This is a genomic window from Mesorhizobium sp. M0040, assembly GCF_040323505.1.
In the GTDB taxonomy this organism is placed as follows: domain Bacteria; phylum Pseudomonadota; class Alphaproteobacteria; order Rhizobiales; family Rhizobiaceae; genus Mesorhizobium.
Genome location: NZ_JAMYVA010000031.1, coordinates 43,096 through 63,090, shown reverse-complemented (window position 1 = coordinate 63,090; position 19,995 = coordinate 43,096). Strand labels below are relative to the sequence as shown.

Annotated in this window: 20 protein-coding genes and 1 pseudogene; 16 read left to right on the top strand and 5 right to left on the bottom strand. The window is 60.5% G+C overall.

Features of this window, described 5'->3' with window-relative positions; translation table 11 throughout:
• From NKJ91_RS22965 to NKJ91_RS22955, 3 genes and pseudogenes are all read right to left on the bottom strand, one after another.
• Nucleotides 1–161: pseudogene (locus NKJ91_RS22965) on the bottom strand (IS1380 family transposase); the annotation flags it as partial.
• Nucleotides 162–673: 512 nt separating this feature from the next.
• Nucleotides 674–802, bottom strand: a complete 129-nt coding sequence (locus tag NKJ91_RS22960) for a hypothetical protein (protein ID WP_023722056.1) — start codon at nucleotides 800–802, stop codon at nucleotides 674–676.
• 32 nt (nucleotides 803–834) lie between these two features.
• Nucleotides 835–1,224 carry a hypothetical protein gene (locus NKJ91_RS22955; protein ID WP_023722055.1) on the bottom strand — a complete coding sequence of 130 codons (390 nt, stop codon included), beginning with the start codon at nucleotides 1,222–1,224 and terminating at the stop codon, nucleotides 835–837.
• Nucleotides 1,225–1,835: 611 nt separating this feature from the next.
• On the opposite strand from NKJ91_RS22955, the gene queC reads away from it, so the two are divergent.
• The 3 genes from queC to queE are packed head-to-tail and all read left to right on the top strand — an operon-like array spanning nucleotide 1,836 to nucleotide 3,621.
• Nucleotides 1,836–2,534, top strand: a complete 699-nt coding sequence (gene queC, locus NKJ91_RS22950; protein ID WP_023679622.1) for a 7-cyano-7-deazaguanine synthase QueC — start codon at nucleotides 1,836–1,838, stop codon at nucleotides 2,532–2,534.
• Entirely contained in the window at nucleotides 2,534–2,890 is a 357-nt protein-coding gene (gene queD / locus NKJ91_RS22945) for a 6-carboxytetrahydropterin synthase QueD (RefSeq protein ID WP_352457393.1), read from the top strand. The genes queC and queD overlap by 1 nt, the downstream gene beginning before the upstream one ends.
• Nucleotides 2,887–3,621, top strand: coding sequence for a 7-carboxy-7-deazaguanine synthase QueE (queE, locus tag NKJ91_RS22940; RefSeq protein WP_352457392.1), 735 nt, complete (start codon nucleotides 2,887–2,889; stop codon nucleotides 3,619–3,621). Before queD ends, queE begins: the two co-directional genes overlap by 4 nt.
• Nucleotides 3,622–4,178: 557 nt before the next feature.
• Here queE and hemN read toward each other — a convergent pair.
• Entirely contained in the window at nucleotides 4,179–5,528 is a 1,350-nt protein-coding gene (hemN, locus tag NKJ91_RS22935) for an oxygen-independent coproporphyrinogen III oxidase (protein ID WP_352457391.1), read from the bottom strand.
• 154 nt (nucleotides 5,529–5,682) lie between these two features.
• Here hemN and NKJ91_RS22930 point away from each other — a divergent pair, with 154 nt between their 5' ends.
• The 11 genes from NKJ91_RS22930 (at nucleotide 5,683) to NKJ91_RS22880 (ending at nucleotide 18,847) form a co-directional block, all read left to right on the top strand.
• Nucleotides 5,683–6,429, top strand: a complete 747-nt coding sequence (locus NKJ91_RS22930) for a Crp/Fnr family transcriptional regulator (protein ID WP_352457390.1) — start codon at nucleotides 5,683–5,685, stop codon at nucleotides 6,427–6,429.
• Between the two features lie 603 nt (nucleotides 6,430–7,032).
• Nucleotides 7,033–8,664, top strand: a complete 1,632-nt coding sequence (gene ccoN, locus NKJ91_RS22925) for a cytochrome-c oxidase, cbb3-type subunit I (protein ID WP_352457389.1) — start codon at nucleotides 7,033–7,035, stop codon at nucleotides 8,662–8,664.
• Nucleotides 8,655–9,386 (top strand): cytochrome-c oxidase, cbb3-type subunit II, encoded by a 732-nt coding sequence (gene ccoO / locus NKJ91_RS22920; RefSeq protein ID WP_352457388.1) that lies wholly within the window; start codon nucleotides 8,655–8,657, stop codon nucleotides 9,384–9,386. Before ccoN ends, ccoO begins: the two co-directional genes overlap by 10 nt.
• Before the next feature lie 11 nt (nucleotides 9,387–9,397).
• A complete protein-coding gene (locus NKJ91_RS22915; RefSeq protein ID WP_352457387.1) occupies nucleotides 9,398–9,547 on the top strand; it encodes a cbb3-type cytochrome c oxidase subunit 3 in 150 nt (49 codons plus the stop codon).
• A 2-nt stretch (nucleotides 9,548–9,549) separates the two neighbouring features.
• On the top strand, nucleotides 9,550–10,413 hold the full coding sequence (ccoP, locus tag NKJ91_RS22910; RefSeq protein ID WP_352457386.1) for a cytochrome-c oxidase, cbb3-type subunit III: 864 nt from the start codon (nucleotides 9,550–9,552) through the stop codon (nucleotides 10,411–10,413).
• A gap of 132 nt (nucleotides 10,414–10,545) precedes the next feature.
• The gene (gene ccoG, locus NKJ91_RS22905; RefSeq protein WP_352457385.1) at nucleotides 10,546–12,105 is read left to right on the top strand and encodes a cytochrome c oxidase accessory protein CcoG; all 1,560 of its coding nucleotides are present in this window, start codon (nucleotides 10,546–10,548) and stop codon (nucleotides 12,103–12,105) included.
• Nucleotides 12,102–12,599 carry a FixH family protein gene (locus NKJ91_RS22900; protein WP_352457384.1) on the top strand — a complete coding sequence of 166 codons (498 nt, stop codon included), beginning with the start codon at nucleotides 12,102–12,104 and terminating at the stop codon, nucleotides 12,597–12,599. The genes ccoG and NKJ91_RS22900 overlap by 4 nt, the downstream gene beginning before the upstream one ends.
• Nucleotides 12,596–14,884, top strand: coding sequence for a cation-translocating P-type ATPase (locus NKJ91_RS22895; protein WP_352457383.1), 2,289 nt, complete (start codon nucleotides 12,596–12,598; stop codon nucleotides 14,882–14,884). Before NKJ91_RS22900 ends, NKJ91_RS22895 begins: the two co-directional genes overlap by 4 nt.
• Complete coding sequence (gene ccoS, locus NKJ91_RS22890) at nucleotides 14,881–15,033, top strand: cbb3-type cytochrome oxidase assembly protein CcoS (protein WP_023679633.1); 153 nt, start codon at nucleotides 14,881–14,883, stop codon at nucleotides 15,031–15,033. Before NKJ91_RS22895 ends, ccoS begins: the two co-directional genes overlap by 4 nt.
• A gap of 422 nt (nucleotides 15,034–15,455) precedes the next feature.
• On the top strand, nucleotides 15,456–16,637 hold the full coding sequence (gene ubiM / locus NKJ91_RS22885; protein ID WP_352457395.1) for a 5-demethoxyubiquinol-8 5-hydroxylase UbiM: 1,182 nt from the start codon (nucleotides 15,456–15,458) through the stop codon (nucleotides 16,635–16,637).
• 302 nt (nucleotides 16,638–16,939) lie between these two features.
• Nucleotides 16,940–18,847 (top strand): putative bifunctional diguanylate cyclase/phosphodiesterase, encoded by a 1,908-nt coding sequence (locus NKJ91_RS22880; protein ID WP_352457382.1) that lies wholly within the window; start codon nucleotides 16,940–16,942, stop codon nucleotides 18,845–18,847.
• 95 nt (nucleotides 18,848–18,942) lie between these two features.
• On the opposite strand, the gene NKJ91_RS22875 is transcribed toward NKJ91_RS22880, so the two are convergent.
• On the bottom strand, nucleotides 18,943–19,224 hold the full coding sequence (locus tag NKJ91_RS22875) for a DNA -binding domain-containing protein (protein ID WP_352457381.1): 282 nt from the start codon (nucleotides 19,222–19,224) through the stop codon (nucleotides 18,943–18,945).
• Nucleotides 19,225–19,340: 116 nt separating this feature from the next.
• On the opposite strand from NKJ91_RS22875, the gene NKJ91_RS22870 reads away from it, so the two are divergent.
• Together NKJ91_RS22870 and NKJ91_RS22865 are read left to right on the top strand one after the other, a co-directional pair.
• Nucleotides 19,341–19,574 (top strand): helix-turn-helix domain-containing protein, encoded by a 234-nt coding sequence (locus NKJ91_RS22870; RefSeq protein WP_023679646.1) that lies wholly within the window; start codon nucleotides 19,341–19,343, stop codon nucleotides 19,572–19,574.
• Between the two features lie 154 nt (nucleotides 19,575–19,728).
• Nucleotides 19,729–19,956 (top strand): hypothetical protein, encoded by a 228-nt coding sequence (locus tag NKJ91_RS22865; protein WP_352457380.1) that lies wholly within the window; start codon nucleotides 19,729–19,731, stop codon nucleotides 19,954–19,956.
• Nucleotides 19,957–19,995 lie beyond the last annotated feature (39 nt).

Here is a 19,995-nt window from a genome sequence, read left to right as displayed (position 1 = left end):
ATGCAACGCGCCAGACGCTCGGCCACCCGCAACCGCTTTTCCACCTCGGCCAAGGCCAGAACGCCGCTGTTGGACGACAGCATGCCGCCGTCGAAACGGGCGAGGACGGACTTGCCGCCGACTGATGACAAACCGCTCAGCGGCAGCGCAAGATCGTTCATGGTGGGTGTGGTCTCCGGGAAATGGTTCGGATCGGCTTAAGCAACCAAATCCTACGTCATTTCCGATCAGATCCCGAGCAGCCAGCCAGTATTCGACCGTCGCTGGCGCCTCCGCCCACTGAGGCCTTGTGCTTCCTCCAGCGAGTCAAGCCGATCACCATGCGTGTCGCCAGTTCTGGTGCTCACCCACGTGCCATTTGCGATCTTGTGTCGGTGAGAGCACCGCAAGCACCTCCCCTGCTAGAGGGCAAGGCGGCTTGCGTCGCCCGTGTTGTTACTATTCTTCGCTGTGGTCGGAGTTTTTTCCTTGGCTTCGGAATCGGGACATTCGGCTTTGCAAAAAAATAGGCCATCGTGGTCGATCGTCACGCCCCCGAGTTCGGGGGCACGATGGGACGACAACGGCAGCGCAAGCTCCATTTTCGCGAGGGGCTCGTCCCTTCAAATACTTGATGCATTTGCGCTTTGCGTACCTCCGTGCATGTTGCTCGATGCCAGGCGGAGACCTCTGTCTAAACGATCGCGCATCGATGCAACGCCCACGCGTAGATCGCCATCATCGCGGCGATCGCTTTGCCGCGATCGCCGCAGCCGTTTTCGAGCACGACAATCATGCCGGCACTGTCGGCAGCGATGCGCATGCAAAAATTCACAGATGCATTCTGGCCAAATGCTAGCTGCCCAGCAAATGTCCGGCATTTCGCAAGGCCCCTAGGAAGAGACTGGCATGGCCGTTGGCATCGATCTTGGCCTGCATCGACAGGGGCATGCTGTGCCAGTTCTCCAAGGGCGCAATGAAATGTGAGAACGTACCGTTGACGATGCAATGGTGGGTAACAAGGCCCTGTCTGTCCAACGCCAGCACGCCGATCTGGTCGCCCTGATATCGGATGGCTGCGACCCGCTGGACCCCCGCATCACCGTCGACCCGCACGTCGAAAAGCAGGATGCCGCGGCTCCTGGTGGCTACCTCGGCGGCCTTTTCAGCGAAGCTTAAGGAGAGCGAGCGGACGCTTTCGACCGCCAGCTGTAAAACCATCAAATCCAGTTCATCCACTGCCATAAGGTACCTGCGCGCAACACATGGGTGATAGCAATCGACCACACCGCTTGTTCACAGATGTCGGCTCACGACGATCATTTTCAGGGTTTGCCGGTCGTCCATTGACCGAGGGCGTGCTCCGGTTCGAACCGATCCTGAAGCGGAATGCGCTGGATCTACGGAACCCGAGGAGCAGGCCAGCCAAAGTTGCCGCGACAATTGATGTCGTGATCATTCCAGACATCTGCATCGGCGTCGCTGAACATCCCACTGGTAAATCCGTTCTTTGCGGCAAGCCCATCCTCGGGCCGTCTTGTACCTGAAACCCTCGCGGTGGCGTCCCTCGAAGCTCGGGACCGCTGGGCGCTTGATCGTCGAGAACTTTGTTTACGAAGGTCCGGACCTCCTGCAGAGCTTATTCTGGTGCGCTCGCCTTTGAGCATTCCGCTGAAGCGTGACGTTTCGCTAGTCAGTGTTCCTTGCAGGCTCACCGCGAGGGCGCCTTGCACACAGCTGCACGTCAGCGCATGAAACTGGTCCCCCGTTCACTTCACAAAATGGATTTCGTGAAGTACTGGGAGCGCAGAGAAATCTCCGGTCGCAGCCTACCCGGTTAAAACAAGGACCCAAAAATGAAGACTCTCGTCGTCTGCTCCGGCGGATTGGACTCCGTTACCCTTGCTCACAAGGTGGCAGCGGAGCACGAACTCGCCGGCCTCCTATCTTTCGATTACGGCCAACGGCATAGAAAGGAATTGGGCTTCGCCGCCCTTTGCGCGGAGCGACTGAGCGTCCCGCACCGCATCATCGACATCCACGAGATCGGCGGCGGCCTTTCCGGCTCCGCGCTGACCGATAATGTGGACGTGCCCGACGGGCACTACGCCGAAGACACGATGAAGGTCACCGTGGTGCCGAACCGGAACGCCATCATGTTGGCCATTGCCTTCGGCTTCGCCGCAGCCCACGACGCTGACGCGGTGGCGACGGCCGTGCATGGTGGGGATCATTTCATTTATCCCGACTGCCGTCCGGCCTTCATCGACGCTTTCCAGATGATGCAGGACCACGCGCTCGACGGCTACGCGAAGATTCGCATTTATGCACCCTATGTGAATCTCACGAAGGCGGACATTGTTAGGAATGGAGCAGCATACGGCACGCCATTTGCGCAGACCTGGTCCTGCTACAAGGGCGCCGAGCGTCACTGCGGGAGGTGCGGGACCTGTGTCGAGCGGCGCGAGGCGTTTCATCTCTCTGGGCAGCCGGACCCCACCGACTACGAGGACTCCGACTTCTGGCTCGATGCGCTGCGAAGGAGGACCGCGTAATGTTCCGCATCACCAAGGAATTCCACTTCTCAGCCTCGCATCAGCTCACCTCGTTGCCACCCGATCACCAATGCGCGCGCCTGCACGGGCATAACTACATCGTTGAAGTGGAGCTTTCAGCGAATGGACTGAACGAGAACGGCTTCGTGCGCGACTATCACGATTTGGCGCCATTCAAACGCTACATCGACGAGAGCTTCGACCACCGACATCTCAACGACGTGCTGGGACATGAGCAAGTCACGGCGGAATATCTGGCCAGACATTTTTATGAATGGTGCAAGGCACGCCTGCGCGAAACCTCGGCCGTGCGGGTGAGCGAAACGCCGAAAACCTGGGCGGAATACCGGCCATGACCGATACGCATCCCGCAATCCGCGTGAGTGAGATTTTCGGGCCGACGATCCAGGGCGAGGGCGTGCTCATCGGTTTGCCGACGGTCTTCGTCAGAACCGGCGGGTGTGACTATCGCTGTTCCTGGTGCGACAGCCTGCATGCGGTGGACAATCAATTCCGCCATGAATGGGAGATGATGTCCATTGGCGCGGTGTGGCAAAACGTGCTTGCGCTTTCCGGTGGCCGCCCGCTGATGGTGTCGCTGTCAGGCGGCAATCCGGCCATCCAGCCGCTCGGCGCGCTCATCGAGCGAGGCCATGGTGAAGGTTACCGTTTTGCGCTGGAAACCCAAGGTTCGGTGGCCAAGGACTGGTTTGCCGACCTTGACGTGCTAGTCCTCAGCCCAAAGCCGCCGTCAAGCCAAATGACGACCGATTGGGCCGCTATCGAGGCGTGCCTCCAGGCGGCACAAGGCAGGCCGCAAGTCGTGCTCAAGCTCATTGTTTTCGACGAAAGGGACTACGCCTACGCGAAAGACGCCGCTGCGAGATTTCCGCGACTTCCGATCTATCTGCAACCCGGCAATCACACGCCGCCACGCCCCGCAAATGAAGACGCGCCTGTCGACCTTGACGGAATATTGAAGCGCATGGAGTGGCTGGTTGATAGCGTGACCCGCGACAGGTGGTTCGAAGCCCGTGTGCTGCCGCAGCTGCACGTTATGCTCTGGGGTAACAAGAGAGCCGTCTAGCCTAGGCCCGCTTTTTACATAAACTGCGCCGACGGATTCGGGTGGACGGGTTGTCCCACGCTTGACGGCGCTGCCGGGGTGCTTGCGGACTTCTGCCACTGGCACCAAGAGCGTGGCCAGCCGCTTACGATTCGGATTGTTGCCGAGCTCGGTTTCGACGGGCGTCGGCCTGGCGCGAACCAATCAAAGGTTAGCGCGAACCACGGGTGGAATAGTATGGTGTTGCGATGTGGCGGCGCCTGCTGCAGCTGGCACGGTCCTTGCGGATTCTCGTTGCAAGGCCGCAGGGAGCTGTCGGCCGACAACCATGATCTGGCCAAGACGATTGTCGACTGCTTCCGATACAGAAAAGAGGCCGGACTCGACGTGGCGCTTCAGGGACTGCGAAATGGAATACGGCGCCGGAAGGCACGACCGGACGATATCGTCGCTATGCCAAGACGCGTCTGGTCCGCTCCGAATCCTGTCTCGCCACGAAGGTCGCCGATCAACAGTGAAACTCGTAGCGCAATCGGTTCACGATCGATTGAGAACCCATGACCGTTCCTCTGCGGTGCTCAGACTGCCGCTGAGTGCCTGGCCGTTCCACTTTCGAAATATTTGTCGAACTTTGCCGCGATGCTCCTGACAAAGGGCCGGCTTTCCGCAGGCACGACGAAGCGGTCACCATCAAGTTCAAGCAACCGCGCAGGATCTTGGAGGGCCGTGGAACTCGCCTTGAGGAGAAGTCTTTGGCCGGCTTCGCCAAAGCGCTCCACCAGCTCAATCGCCGAGAAGGCGAAGTCACACATCAATCGCTCGATGATCCAGCCGCGAACGCGGTCGTCTTCGGAAAGCGCAATGCCGCGGACCGCAGCCAGCCCGCCGTCTTCGACCATGCGCCCATACTCGGCGGTCGAAGGCATGTTCTGTGCATAGCCCTGGCGAAACTGGCTGATGGACGATGGTCCGAGGCCGATCAAGGTCTCGTAGCGGTCCTCGGTGTAGCCTTGGAAGTTCCGGTGCAGTGTTCCGGCGCGGGCGGCAAGCGCGAGGGCATCGCCCGGCTTGGCGAAATGGTCGAGCCCGATTGCTTCGTATCCCTGGTCCATGATCGCCCGCGCCGCCAGTTGCGATTGGGCAAACCGCTCCGCCGGACCCGGCAGCCATGCCTCGTCGATCATCGTCTGATGTTTCTTGAACCACGGCACATGGGCGTAGCCAAAAAGCGCGATCCGATCCGGTTCCAGGGCCAGTGCCTGCGCGACGGTGGAGGCGACACTCTCCCTGGTCTGGTGTGGCAAGCCGTAGAGCAGGTCCAGATTGACCGATTCGACGCCGCGCGAACGAACGCCGTCGACTACCGCTTTGGTCTGCAAAAAGCTCTGCTCGCGGTTAATTGCCTTTTGCACCTTCGGGTCAAAATCCTGGACGCCGAGGCTCGCACGGGTCATGCCGATTTCGGCAAGTGCATCGAGGCGGGCATCGTCCATATCATTGGGTTCGATCTCAACGCTGATCTTTGCACCGGGAAGAAACGTGAAGCTGTTGCGCAGGACGGTTCCCAGCGCCACCAGATCCTCCGGTTTGAGCATCGTTGGCGAACCGCCGCCGAAATGGACGGCACGCACGCGGCCCTTGCCTGCGACAAGACTGGAGACGGTGGCGATCTCGGCATCCAGTGAGCGCAGATATGTGGTCACTGGTTCGTAGTGGCGTGTCTGCTTGGTATGGCAAGCGCAGAACCAGCAAAGCTTGTCGCAATACGGGATGTGCAGATAGAGCGAGATCTCATCGCCATCGTTGAGCGCCTGCAGCCAGCCACGACAAATTGCAGCATCAATGCCTGTATGAAAATGCGGCGCTGTCGGATAACTGGTATAGCGCGGGACGTTCTCGCCAAGTCTGGCAGCTAGCTCCAGTCGCATGTCGTGGTCCACCGTGTTTGCGTCGCCGGAACTGTGGATGCTTGGATGAGCCTAAGCCCTGATTTCGATCAACGTTCAGCACGGACAAACTGCCGCAAGGATTTTTCTACCGTCGATTGCTATCCTGCCCGCACTGGACCGGTAGAGCGATCGAATGACATTACGGCAGGACATTCACAGTTCCGGCATTCCCGTTCTTTGCCTGTCTTGCGAGGCACGGCACCGCGGTGTCTGTGGTGCGCTCGAACCAGACCATTTGGCTCAGCTCGCCAAGACGTCGTCGCGGCACAATATCGAGCCGGGGGTCGAACTGATCGGCGACGCCGAGGCGGTCGACTGTTATTCAAACGTGCTTTCAGGCGTGGTGAAGCTCACGAAGAGCCTTTCGGACGGCCGCCAGCAGATCGTCGGTCTCCAGTTCGCGCCGGATTTTCTGGGACGGCCCTTCAAGATAAAAAGCGCGATCAATGCGGAAGCGGCAACAGCTGTCTCGCTATGCTCGTTTCCGAGAGCGGCCATCGAACGGATGATGAAGGAATCACCGGAATTTGTGCATCGCCTGCTCAAGCAGGCGCTGAACGAACTCGACGAGGCACGCGAATGGATGGTGACTCTGGGGCGCAAGACCGCACCGGAGAAGGTGGCGAGCTTTCTCCTCATGATCGCCCGGAACATCGGTTCCAGTGTTGACCCGGCGGCTAGGTCGGCGTGCTTCGAGCTGCCGATGACGCGTGCCGACATCTCTGATTTCCTTGGAATTACAAACGAGACCGTGAGCCGTCAGCTGACCAGCCTGAGAATGGACGGCGTGATTCGGATCGAGAACAACCGCCGTGTCACCGTGGACAGCATGAGCCGGCTGGAACGGCGCTGCGGCGGCCGAGGCGCAACCGCCGTTTGAATGACACCGAAGCTGCATGGCCTACGTCACTTACTTCGTTCGGGGCAGGGCATGCTCGCGTTGGGCTTAGAAGAAGTCGCATAGCGACAGCCCGCTCTCCATCCGATCGCATGAGCCAGGTGCGTTTCGGCCAACTCGTCGGAGAAGCATCCATCTCGAGGTGCTCGACGTGCAACCGGCTGTTCCAGGCAGGATTGCACTCGGCCGAAGTCAATACGCCTCATACGCAGGGGAAAATCGCCGTCTCCCCGAACCGTGAATGTCACGAAGGCAGCGCAACGCTGGCGCTGGATGTCCCAAGGCATTGAAACGATCGACGTTCGGCAAGGCATCGGCCTACTTTTCAGCGTCACAGAAGGCGCGCTTCCCACACGCCCGCGATCGCCTCCATACCCGGCCCGACCGGGGACGCCGGGCCTGTCCATAAGGGCGGCGGCCGGTGCTACGCTTCCACATTCGATCGCCACAGTCTGATCGCACCGAACTCGATGCTGCTCGAAGCAAAATCGTGGGGCTCTGACATGGATCAGGGCGAGCAGGCCACGGCTGCGCAATAAGGCACTGCGGTTTGGCGCCCGCCGGAATTGGAAATCGGGGCTTGCGATGAAATTCGGCACAGAGATCGTCCTTCTAAGCCTGTTTGCGCTTGCGGCCCTGGTGGCTGCCGGCTTCGGCGTAGATGAACCTTTTCGCCGCCATATGTGGGTTTTGTTCTTCGCCGTGGCTGGCTTCACTGCGATTCTGTTGCGCAACACGGAGTTCAAGCCGGCAGTTCCGATCGACCCCGCCGCTTACATGGATGGGCCGATCCGCTACGGTGCCATCGCCACCGTATTCTGGGGCGTCGTCGGCATGCTGGTCGGCGTGGTCATCGCCCTGCAGCTCGCCTACCCCGATCTCAACATCCAGCCCTGGTTCAATTTCGGCCGACTGCGGCCTTTGCATACTTCCGGCGTGGTTTTTGCCTTCGGCGGCAATGCACTCATCTGCACGTCACTTTATGTCGTGCAGCGGACCTGTCGTGCCAGGCTGTTCGGCGGCGATCTCGCCTGGTTCGTGTTCTGGGGCTATCAGCTGTTCATCGTCATGGCGGCAACCGGCTACCTGCTCGGTATAACCGAGAGCCGCGAATACGCCGAGCCCGAATGGTATGTGGACCTGTGGCTGACCATTGTCTGGGTCGCCTATCTCATCCTGTTCCTCGGCACGATCCTAAAGCGCAAGGAACCGCACATCTATGTCGCCAACTGGTTCTACCTTGCCTTCATCGTGACCATTGCGATGCTGCATGTGATCAACAACCTATCGATGCCGGTCTCCTTCCTGGGCTCCAAGAGCTATTCAGCCTTCTCCGGCGTACAGGACGCCCTGACGCAATGGTGGTACGGTCACAATGCCGTCGGCTTCTTCCTCACCGCCGGCTTCCTCGGCATGATGTATTATTTCGTGCCCAAGCAAGCCAACCGGCCTGTCTATTCCTACCGGCTGTCGATCATCCACTTCTGGGCTTTGATCTTTCTCTACATCTGGGCCGGGCCGCACCACCTCCACTACACCGCCCTGCCGGACTGGGCCCAGACGCTCGGCATGGTGTTCTCGATCATGCTCTGGATGCCCTCGTGGGGCGGCATGATAAACGGCCTGATGACGCTCTCGGGCGCCTGGGACAAGCTGCGCACCGACCCGATCATCCGTATGATGGTGATGGCCATCGCCTTCTACGGGATGTCCACCTTCGAAGGCCCGATGATGTCAATCAAGGCCGTCAACTCGCTCTCGCACTACACCGACTGGACCATCGGTCACGTCCATTCGGGCGCGCTCGGATGGGTTGGCATGATCTCGTTCGGCGCGATTTATTTCATGGTCCCGAAGTTATGGAACCGCGACCGGCTTTATTCGCTGCGGCTCGTCAACTGGCACTTCTGGCTGGCGACGCTTGGGATCGTCGTTTACGCCGCGGTGATGTGGGTCTCCGGCGTCATGCAGGGCCTGATGTGGCGCGAATACAACGAGCAGGGCTTCCTGGTCTACTCCTTCGCCGAAACCGTCGCCGCCATGCATCCCTACTACATCATGCGTGCCATCGGCGGCGCGATGTATCTGTCGGGCGCCCTCATCATGGCCTGGAACATCGCCATGACCATCCTCGGCTACCGGCGCGAGGAGGATCCGATGCCGCGCTCCATCCCCGCCCTCCAGCCTGTGCGATCAGGAGCCAGAAAATGGGCTTGATGGACAGACACGCGGTCATCGAGAAGAACGCCACACTGCTTCTCCTCGGGTCCCTGCTGGTCGTAACGGTCGGCGGCATCGTCGAGATCGCACCGCTCTTCTATCTCGACAACACCATCGAGAAGGTCGAAGGCATGCGGCCCTATTCGCCGCTCGAGCTCGCCGGGCGCAACATCTATGTGCGCGAGGGCTGCTACCTCTGCCACAGCCAGATGATCAGGCCATTCCGCGACGAAGTCGAGCGCTACGGCCACTATAGCCTGGCGGCCGAGTCGATGTACGACCACCCGTTCCAGTGGGGCTCGAAGCGCACGGGGCCGGATCTCGCCCGGGTCGGCGACCGCTACTCCAACGCATGGCATGTCCAGCATCTCACCGAACCACGCTCCGTGGTGCCGGAATCGATCATGCCGGGCTATGCCTTCCTGAAGGACACACGGATCGAAGTGAAGGATTTCTCGACGCATCTGATCGCCAACAGCCGTGTCGGTGTGCCCTATTCAGACGACATGATCGCTCATGCCAATGCCGATCTCACGGCGCAGGCCGATGCGAACGCCGACACATCGGGCCTGGAGAGACGCTATCCGAAGGCCAAGCTCGGGGACTTCGACGGCGATCCGCAGCAGGTCACCGAAATGGATGCGCTGGTCGCCTATCTCCAGATGCTCGGCACGCTGGTCGATTTCAGGACCTATGACGAAGCCGCCGGTTACCGCTGAGGAGAATGGCGATGACCTACAATTTCATGCGGGAGTTTGCCGACAGCTGGGGCCTGCTTGCCATGGCGCTTTTCTTCCTCGGATGCGTTGCCTTTGCATTTCGTCCCGGCAGCCGCAGGCAAGCCGAGAGAGCCGCTCACATTCCTCTCAAGGACGACTGATCATGGGCAGCGAGCATATCGACGAGGTTTCGGGCATCTCGACGACCGGCCATGAGTGGGACGGCATCAAGGAACTCAACAACCCGCTTCCGCGCTGGTGGGTCATCACCTTCTACATCACCATTGCCTGGGCGATCGGCTACACCGTCGTCTATCCGGCATGGCCGATGCTGACTTCCGCGACCAGGGGTGTGCTGGGGTATTCGAGCCGCAAAGACGTCAAGAATGAACTGGCGTCGGCCGAAGTGGCCAAGGACAAATATGTCGCTGCCATTCAGGCGAAGACCGTCTCCGAGATTACTGCCGACGATACACTACGCGAATTCGCGGTCGCCGCAGGTGGCGCCGCGTTCAAGGTCAATTGCGTGCAGTGCCATGGCTCGGGCGCTCAAGGGTCCAAGGGTTTTCCCAACCTAAACGACGACGATTGGCTGTGGGGTGGCAACGCCGAACAGATCCAGCAGACGATTGCGCACGGCATCCGCTTCGCATCAGACCCGGATACGCGCCTGTCGGAAATGCCTGCTTTTGGCGACATCATCACGACGGATCAGATCAAGCAGGTCGGCGCCTATGTCGCAAGCCTCTCCGATCCTGTTCAGGACACAAGCCTGATCGAACTCGGCGCCAATGTTTTCGCCGAGAATTGTGCGGCCTGTCATGGTGAGAATGCAAAGGGCAACAGGGAGCTCGGCGCACCCGACCTGACCGACGCGATCTGGCTTTACGGGTCTGGCGAAACAGCCATCGCCGCGCAGGTCCGCGCCCCGAGGCATGGCGTCATGCCGGCCTGGATCGGGCGTCTCGGCGAGATCAAGGTCAAGGAACTCGCGGTCTATGTCCATTCGCTTGGCGGCGGAGAATAGGAACGCAAGCCTATTCTCGTCCTCCCCCCAACCGCCAAGCGACGAGGCCCGGCGCGAGCCGGGCCTCGGCATCATCCAGAAACCGATGGGTCGGGCTTCCGGCGAAATCGTCGCTGGTGACTGGAGCTTCTCGTGCTCGATAACACGCAAATAGAACGGCTCGAAGCCGATGCGGTCAACTCCGCCAAGACCCGTCAGCCGCTCTATGCCGGACGCAAGAAGATCTTCCCGAACCGGGCCTCTGGCAGTTTCCGCCGCTTCAAGTGGTCGGTGATGGCAATCACGCTGGGGATCTACTACCTGACCCCCTGGCTGCGGTGGGATCGCGGGCCATTTGCCCCTGACCAGGCCGTGCTGGTCGATCTTGCCAACCGCCGCTTCTACTTCTTCTTCATCGAGATATGGCCGCAGGAATTCTACTACGTCGCCGGCCTGCTGGTCATGGCCGGTGTCGGCCTTTTCCTGATCACATCCACCGTCGGCCGGGCCTGGTGCGGCTATACCTGCCCGCAGACCGTGTGGGTCGATCTGTTTCTGGTCGTCGAGCGAGCCATCGAGGGCGACCGCAACGCGCGCATCAAGCTCGATGCCGGTCCCTGGACTGCGCGCAAACTCGTGCTGCGAACATCGAAACACGCCATTTGGCTGGTCATAGGGGTGCTGACCGGCGGCGCCTGGATTTTCTATTTCGCCGATGCGCCGACGCTGCTTGGGGAACTCTTCACCGGCACCGCCGCCCCCGTCGCCTACATCACCGTGTCCGTGCTGACGGCGACGACCTATACGTTCGGCGGGCTGATGCGCGAGCAGGTCTGCACCTACATGTGCCCATGGCCGCGCATCCAGGCGGCCATGCTCGACGAGAATTCCCTCACCGTCACCTATAATGACTGGCGCGGCGAACCGCGCTCGCGTCACGCCAAGAGGGTCCTTGCCGCCGGGCAGCCCGTGGGCGACTGCGTCGACTGCAATGGCTGTGCCGCGGTGTGCCCGATGGGGATCGACATTCGTGATGGCCAGCAGCTTGAATGCATCACCTGCGCGCTCTGCATCGATACCTGTGACGGTATCATGGACAAGCTCGGCAGGGAGCGCGGACTGATTTCCTATGCGACGCTGGCCGACTACAACGCCAATATGATGCTGGCGACCCCGGGCGGCTCCGGTTCAGTCAACCCGTCACTGGTCAGGAGCGCTGACGGCCTGTTCTCCGACAAGGTGGCCCGTTTCCATATCCGCAAGATCTTTCGCCCGCGCACCTTCATCTACATGGGCGCCTGGTCGGCGGTCGGTCTCGCGCTGCTCTATTCGCTGCTGACGCGCGACCGGCTCGAAATCAATGTTTTGCACGATCGCAATCCACAATTCGTGACGCTGTCCGACGGCTCGATCCGCAATGGCTATACCGTCAAGCTGCTGAACATGATCCCCGAACCAAGAACGATCGTCGTCAGCATTGGGGGTTTGCCAGGCGCAGAGATGAGCATCCTTGGTGTCGACCTCCCCGCCGATCGCTCTTTTGCGATCCAGGTCGAACCCGACCGGCTGAAGATGTTGAAGGTTTTCGTGCGTCAGCCGGCAGATCAGGTTCGGGGTGCAGCGCAAAGCTTCAAGTTCCGGGTCGAAAACAAGGCAACGTTCGAGTCGGACGAATACACGGCCACTTTCAACGCACCGGAGAGCGCCAGATGAGCGACACCTCGCGACAATCCCGCGAATTCACCGGCAGGCATATGCTGTTCACCATCCTTGGCTTCTTCGGCGTGGTCATAGCGGTCAATCTGACCATGGCGACGCTCGCCAACACGAGCTGGACCGGCCTTGTCGTCGAAAACACCTATGTGGCGAGCCAGCAGTTCAACAAAAAGGCCGAGCAAGGGCGAGCTCAGGCAGCCCTCGGCTGGACTGGCAAACTGACCATCGCAGGCGGTGAGGTCCGCTATGGCGTCACCGACGCCGCCGGCAAGGCGGTTCCCTTGCATGGCGTCAAAGTGCTGTTTCGCCATCCCGCTTACGAGAAAGAAGATGAGTCCATCACGCTCGCCGCCGCCTCGGGCCAGGAGTTTGTACTGCAGCACATCCCAAGGGACGGTGTGTGGATCGTCGAAATCGACGCCGATGCCGGTCTGGCAAGACCTTTCCGCGACGTGCGCAGGATCATGATCTCCGATGGAGCGCTGCAATGAGCTGCTGCGCGCCAGGCGCCGAAATGGCGCTGGACCTGGACAAGGTCGCACTCGTCCGGCCTTCTGGCCAGGAAATCAGACTGGCGAGCCGCTCGATTGGCGAAAATCTTCGCCAGACCGACCTCTCGGTGCCGGCCGTGCATTGTGCCGCCTGCATCCAGACGATCGAGACGGCGATCGGCAAGCTGGATCGCGTCGAAGGCGCTCGTGTCAATCTTTCGACGAAACGTGTTTCGGTCCGGTGGCGCGGCGACGAGGTTCCGCCATTCGTCGCCACACTTGGACGGCTGGGCTATGGCGCGCACCTGTTCGATCCCGAGGCTGACGGGAAGGACAAGATGCTCTCGGAACTGATCCGCGCCGTCGCGGTCGCCGGGTTTGCGGCGGGCAACATCATGCTGCTATCAGTCTCCGTCTGGTCCGGCGCGCAAGGCGCGACCCGCGACCTGTTCCATTGGGTCTCTGCCTTGATTGCCATTCCTGCGCTCGCTTTCGCCGGCGGCATCTATTTTCGCTCGGCCTGGAATGCGCTGCGCCACAGCCGCATGAACATGGACGTGCCGATCGCGGTCGGGGTATCGCTCGCTTACGCCATGAGCCTCTACGAGACGATCAGCCATGGCGACCATGCTTATTTCGACGCGTCGGTGTCGCTGCTGTTCTTTCTGCTGATCGGCCGCACGCTGGATCACGTGATGCGGGAACGGGCACGGACGGCCGTGAACGGACTGGCTCGGCTGGCGGCGCGCGGCGCCATGGTGCTGCGCGAGGACGGTTCGCGCGACTACTTGCCGGTTGGCGAGATCGAACCGGGAATGGAGCTCTTGATCGCGGCCGGCGAGAGGGTGCCCATCGACGGCAGGATCATTGGCGGGGCGTCGGATCTCGACTGTTCCCTGGTTTCCGGGGAAAGCACGCCCAGAACGGTGGGCCCGGGGGCGCAGGTCCAGGCCGGTACACTCAATCTCACCGGTCCACTGACCATCGAGGCGACGGCCGCCGCGAAGGATTCCTTCCTGGCCGAAATGGTTCGGCTGATGGAAGCGGCAGAGGGCGGCCGCGCCCGCCATCGCAGGATCGCCGATCGCGTCTCCGCGCTCTATGCCCCCGTGGTCCACCTCACCGCCTTTGTGACGTTCCTCGGCTGGATGGCGGCGACCGGCGACTGGCACCGGGCAATAACAATCGCGATCGCCGTTTTGATCATTACATGCCCGTGTGCGCTCGGTCTCGCCGTGCCGATCGTGCAGGTGGTCGCTGCGCGGCGGCTGTTTGAAAGCGGCGTCATGGTCAGGGATGGCTCCGCCATGGAGCGCCTGGCCGGGATCGACACGGCATTGTTCGACAAAACCGGCACGCTTACGCTCGGACTGCCCAGGCTGATCAATGCGCCGTCCATCGATCCGACGATGCTCGCCATGGCGGCCGAGATGGCAGCGCATTCCCGCCATCCCTTTTCGAAGGCAATCGGTGGCAATGCAGCCTTTGCCGGCCGGCCGAAACTCGCGTCCGTCAGCGAGCATCCGGGCTTCGGCATCGAAGCCATCGCCGAGGGCAGTACCTGGCGGCTGGGTCGCCGCGGATGGGGTGAGTGGAAAGCCCGCACCGTCGGCGAAGGCAAACAAGGCTATGGCGGAACCGTTCTGACGAAGGACGGGGTCATTGTCGCGACTTTCGATTTCGAGGATGAGCTGCGTGCCGATACCAAGGCGGCCATCGAGCAACTGAACGGCGCCGGCGTGTCGGTGGAGATGCTGTCGGGCGACACAGAAGCTGCCTGCGGCGAAGTCGCGGAAGCGCTGGGCGTCGAGCGCTTCGTTCCCGCGTTGCTTCCCTTCGGGAAGGTCGAACACATCGAAGCATTGACGCGAACTGGCCACAAGGTGCTGATGGTCGGCGATGGGCTCAACGACACGCCTGCATTGGGCGCCGCACACGTTTCGATCGCTCCGGCCACGGCGGCGGATATCGGTCGCAACGCCGCGGATTTCGTGTTCCTGCGTCAAAGTCTTCTGGCGGTCCCACTTGCTTTAGACATTTCGCGGAAGGCCGGACTGCTGATCCGGCAGAACATCGCCATCGCGATCGTTTACAATGGCATCGCCGTGCCGGTCGCCATTCTGGGGCACGTTACGCCACTGATCGCGGCGGTCGCGATGTCCGCCTCCTCCCTCCTGGTCATCGGCAATGCGCTACGCCTGCAAGGTTTCGTGTCACATGCATCGGTGCAAGATGCCCGACATGACAGGCGCTCCGACATTGGCGCACTGGCACAATCCTCATGACGACGCTCGCCTACCTCATACCTGTGGCCCTGTTCCTCGGAGCGCTTGGGCTGGCCGGGTTCCTGTGGGCCTTGAGGAGCGGCCAATATGAAGATCTCGATGGCGCCGCCGAGCGGATCCTGATCGACCGCGACGAGCCGCGCAGTTGACCCAGCCTGCCATGCGAGGACTCGCTCGAATATTTTCCGCGGTTGCTTCGCGTCATGCCGATTTCGGCGCGCGACGGGTGCGAACGGATCAGCCAGAATACGTTGCCGAACTTTCGGCCAGGAAAGGGCCGCACCGAACGGGAAGCCGGCCATTCCATGATGACCTGACCAGACCATGGCGTGGCGATCGACCAGTCGACCGTGAACCCGCCGTTGCCGCGTTTATCGAGCCTGGTTGATCCACATCAGGGTTATCTCTTCATAGGCATGGTTTATTGAGCATTTTTGAACGGAGAACGGATGTCTAACGGACGGTTAGGTCGCGTGGAGACGCTTGGGGAGATGAGCCGCAAACCGTGGATCGATTGCGATGCGTTCCAGTGCCCTTCGTCGCAGATAGCCGACGCAATGGCGGCACGCTGATGGCCGGCTCTGTCGATAGATTCGACGTTATTGTCGTCGGAGCCGGGCCGGTCGGACTTTCCTTCGCCGCGTCGCTTGCCCAGAGCCGACTCAAGGTGGCAGTGGTTGAACGGCAGTCGCTCGAAAGCCTGGCGAATCCGGCTTTCGACGGTCGCGAGATCGCGCTGACCCACGCATCGGTTGGAATCCTTCGCGAGCTCGGCGCCTGGGATGCCATCCCCGCTTCGGACAAATCACCGCTACAAGGCGCGCGCGTGCTCAACGGATCGAGCCCTTTCGCCCTGAGCTTCGATTCTCCCAGCGGATCTGGGGAACCACTCGGAATTCTGGTCCCAAATTGTCGCATCCGCGACGCCCTGTTCAAGCTTGTCCACTTCCAGGATCATGCCCAGCTGCTGTGCGGCCGCTCGGTCGTCAATGCAACAACCAGCCACAAAGAAGCAGTCATAACGCTCTCTGATGGCAGGCAATTGGCCGCTCGGCTGCTCGTTGCAGCGGATTCGCGTTTGTCCGCGACGCGCGACCTGCTCGGCATTGGCGCCGACATCAATCGGCTTGGCAACTCCATGCTGATTTGCCGGGTGAGGCACGAGCGCGCCCATCACCAGATCGCGGTCGAATGGTTCGATCACCATCAGACGATAGCGATGTTGCCGCTCATGGAAGGCGTGTCGTCGCTGCTTCTCACTTTGCGCTCAAGCGAGGCCGACAGACTGCTTGCTCTCGACGACGATTTGTTCCTCATGGAATCGACGAGCCGGTGTCGAGGACGCCTCGGAGAGATGACCTTGGCAAGCACCCGCCATGCCTATCCGCTGGTCACGACCTGGGCGCACAAGTTCTGGGCTCCGAGTGCGGCACTGATCGGCGATGCTGCCCTCGGCATGCACCCGGTGACCGCGCATGGCTTCAACATCGGCCTCAGTGGCCAGAAGCAACTCGCCGATAGAATCCTGGCGGCATGTCGCGAGCGCCGCGACATTGCTGATCCCGACATACTCGGCAGATACGAAAGCCGGCTGCGTCTGTCGGCGGCACCGCTCTATCATGCTACGAATGCGCTTGTCGCTCTCTACTCAGGCGAGCACCCGGCGGCACGGCTTGCAAGACATGCAGGGCTTCGCTTTGCCCAATATCTTCCCTTTATCCGCCATGGCATTTCGGCCATGCTCAGGCGGTGAATCGCAGGCAGCGCTGCCGCTCTGGAACGCTATCTCGGCCCGGCTTCCTTTTGTCTCGCCGGGCGCGTTGATACCGTTGGCAGGGCTGCTTCCATGGTGACGTTGCCGATCCTGGGATGATTCGGATCAAGGCACGCGTGCGGGCAAGAGCTCGATGGTCAGACGGCAAGGCCAAGAGCAGACGTGCGCCCCGAAGACATGGTGAGCGCACTGGTTACCCCCGCTGGATAGTTAACCCGTCCTTCAGTGGGCCTGCGTAAGCTTGTCCTCGCGAACAACGATGGGAGCAAGCTGGTCCGTCCATGGCCCCGAAGAAAGTAGACACGCTGGAGGCCAAAATCCGTCAGGATCAGCTTGCTGACCTGAGGACCGGCCTCTTCGTGTCGATGCCGATAAGCGGTATCCTGTCAGGCCTGATTTGGGCGGTGCACGCCCTTTCTGGCAGCGGCTTTGCCGCTGCAATCTGGTTCCTGGTCGTCAATGCGATAAATGCCGCCCGCCTTGCACTCGCGCGTTATCAGCTAAAGGAAACGGGGCGCCATGACGGTTTAGTGGGGGTTTTGCCGAGGCTTCGCTGGTTTGGCATCCTTGCCCTTCTGGCAGGGTTTGCCTGGTCCTTCCTGGCCGTCCTGACTGTTGGATACACGACACCTCAAGCACCGCTGCATCTGGTCATTCTGGCGGGCATTTCAGCTGGTGCGGTTACATACGGCAGTTCGTATGCCGCGGCGGCGATCAACTTCATCACACCTCCGCTCCTCATCACGGTGGGTTGCCTTTTGGCGAAAGGCAATTTTGAAGACTACATTCTGGCTTTTACCGTTCTGCTCTTCATGGGCGGCTTGGTTCGAGCTTCGTTTGTTGGGCAAGCACGGTTCCGCGAAGCGAGCCGCCTGAGGCATGAGGCCGAGCGGCTTGCGGCGGAGATGAAGGCCAGTTCCAGGCAGGACCACCTGACGGCCCTTCTCAACAGGCGTGGCCTCGAAGACGCTATCGGACGGTTCGAGACCGCGGATGGCCCCTTCGTGGCAATGCTGGTTGACCTGGACGGGTTCAAATCCGTCAACGATACCTACGGTCACAGGACCGGTGATGAACTGCTTGTCAGGATCGCCCGCCGCATAGAGGAGGAAGCACCGGAAGGCTCAACGCTCGCTCGTATCGGCGGCGATGAATTCGTGCTGTTTTTTCCCTCAACGAGGGTTTCGCTTTCTGCCAGTGATCTCGCCTCCAATATCATAGCCAAAATTGCCCGCCCCTATATCGAGGTCGCGTCCGTCCGGGTCGGGGCATCAATAGGAATATACCTGGCGGAAAGCCCGGGCCTGACCGAAATGTTGTTGCGGGCGGATATCGCCCTTTATACGGCCAAGCGTCGTGGCAGGAACGAATTTTGCCTGTTCGATGCCGAACTCGACAGGGAACTGCAACGCCGCCAGTCCGTCGAACGGGACCTTCATTCGGCGATAAAGACGAGAAGCTTGCAACCTTGGTTCCAGCCGATCGTGAAACTCGACACCGAGGCTGTGGTCGGCTTTGAAGCCTTGCTGAGGTGGTCCCATCCGACTCATGGTGCCATCTCTCCACCCGAAATCATCACAGCTGCACGCGAAACCGGAATGCTTCAGCTGCTGACGCAAACCGTATTCGCCGACTGTTGTGCTTTTATCGACGGCTTGGTGAAAGCTGACTGTCGTGATCTCCGTGTGGCGATGAATGTTTCACCGCGCGAACTGGAAGCCGGCGATATCGACGACATGGTTCTGGATGGTCTGGCGGCAAGAGGTCTCCCTGCAACGATGTTCGAGATCGAGATTACCGAAGAATCCCCGGTTGACCCGGACAGAGTGGATGAAAAGCTCGGACGGCTTTCACATGCCGGCATTTCCATCGCGCTCGATGACTTCGGCACCGGCTTTTCCACGTTGGCATCGCTCAAGGACAGTCGGATACGCAAGGTCAAAATAGACCAGGGCTTCATTCGCGGCTTGGCCAAGTCCCGAGAGGACCGACTGCTTGTCAAATCGGTCATCGATCTCGGTAACATGCTCGGGATCGAGGTCATGGCCGAGGGCGTCGAAACAGAGGCGGATCGGCAAACCCTGCACAAGCTTGGCTGCCGAACCGCTCAAGGCTTCCTGTTCTCCAAGGCTGTGCCTCTGAGCCAAGCACTGGAAATGGCAGTCAAACAGCACGCGAACCAGTTGTGACCGCTCCCGCCGCGCCGTCTCTCGCGGCCGTGCGCTCATGAATGGCGGGTATCTGAACGTCCTTGTTTGAAGAGCATGACAGTCCGTGCTGTGCGTCAGCCGGCGAACAGTTCCTTGTAGCCAGTCGTCACAATCCAGTTCGCACGGTCGATATGGCTGCGAAGAGCCTTGCGGGCGCGGACCGGTTCAAGGGCCGGGTCGATGCCGAGAATGAGATCGGCCATCTCCTCTTCGCTGGCATTGTCGGCGCAGGCATCCAGGATCCGCAGGTAGATCGTGAAATGCTGCCTGTCGTAGCTCGTGAGGTTATCCGACCAGGGGACTTCGTCACACAGAGTTGAGCTTCGAGTCTCATCTGTTCCCATTGATCGATTCATGCCTGTTGCGAGCCTCGGCTGTTGAGCGCTGGATGCAACGCAGCATATCCCAAAATGGGATAATCCGAAACCGGGATTAGTCGCTGATCCGGTCTTTACCCGACCGGTTCGCCTACATGCCCAAATCTCTTCGCTCGCCCCGCCACCAGCGGTTTCTGGCCCAGCTGGTTTCCCTGCGCAAGGCCAAAGGCCTGACTCAGGCGCAGGTGGCCGAGAAGCTTGATCGTCCCCAATCCTTCGTGGCCAAGTACGAGGGTGGAGAGCGGCGTCTCGATGTCATCGAGTTTCTCGACTTAACTGCGGCGCTTGACGCTGATCCGTGCGAGATTCTGTCCAGCCTGCGGTCCTAGCGGGCGCCCGCGCGCCTAACGGCTCGCGCCGGTGCCGTGAACCGAGCGCGCTTTTCTTCGGCAAGCTGCCATTCCGCTGCGGGTGGGTCTTTACCAAGCCATGCCGATATAGGATGATAATCCTAGGTGGGGCGATTCCTCAACGGAGATCGCAATGGCTAGTACCAAACTTTCCAGGCAGCTTTCACAGGCTGAAATCGAGCGCTTTCTGGCGGAGGCGGAACGGCTGCACCAGAGCATCGTCCAGCCGCTTCTATCACCTAGCAGCGACCATTACCGGGCTCTCCAACGCACCCATGAAGCGCTGTTGAAGACGGTGAAGGATATCACGGGTAAGGATGCGCCGTTCATTCAATGGTTCGGAACAGGACCGGTGAATTAGGCCAGACTTATAGACTCCAGACTGCAAACGCTGCATTCT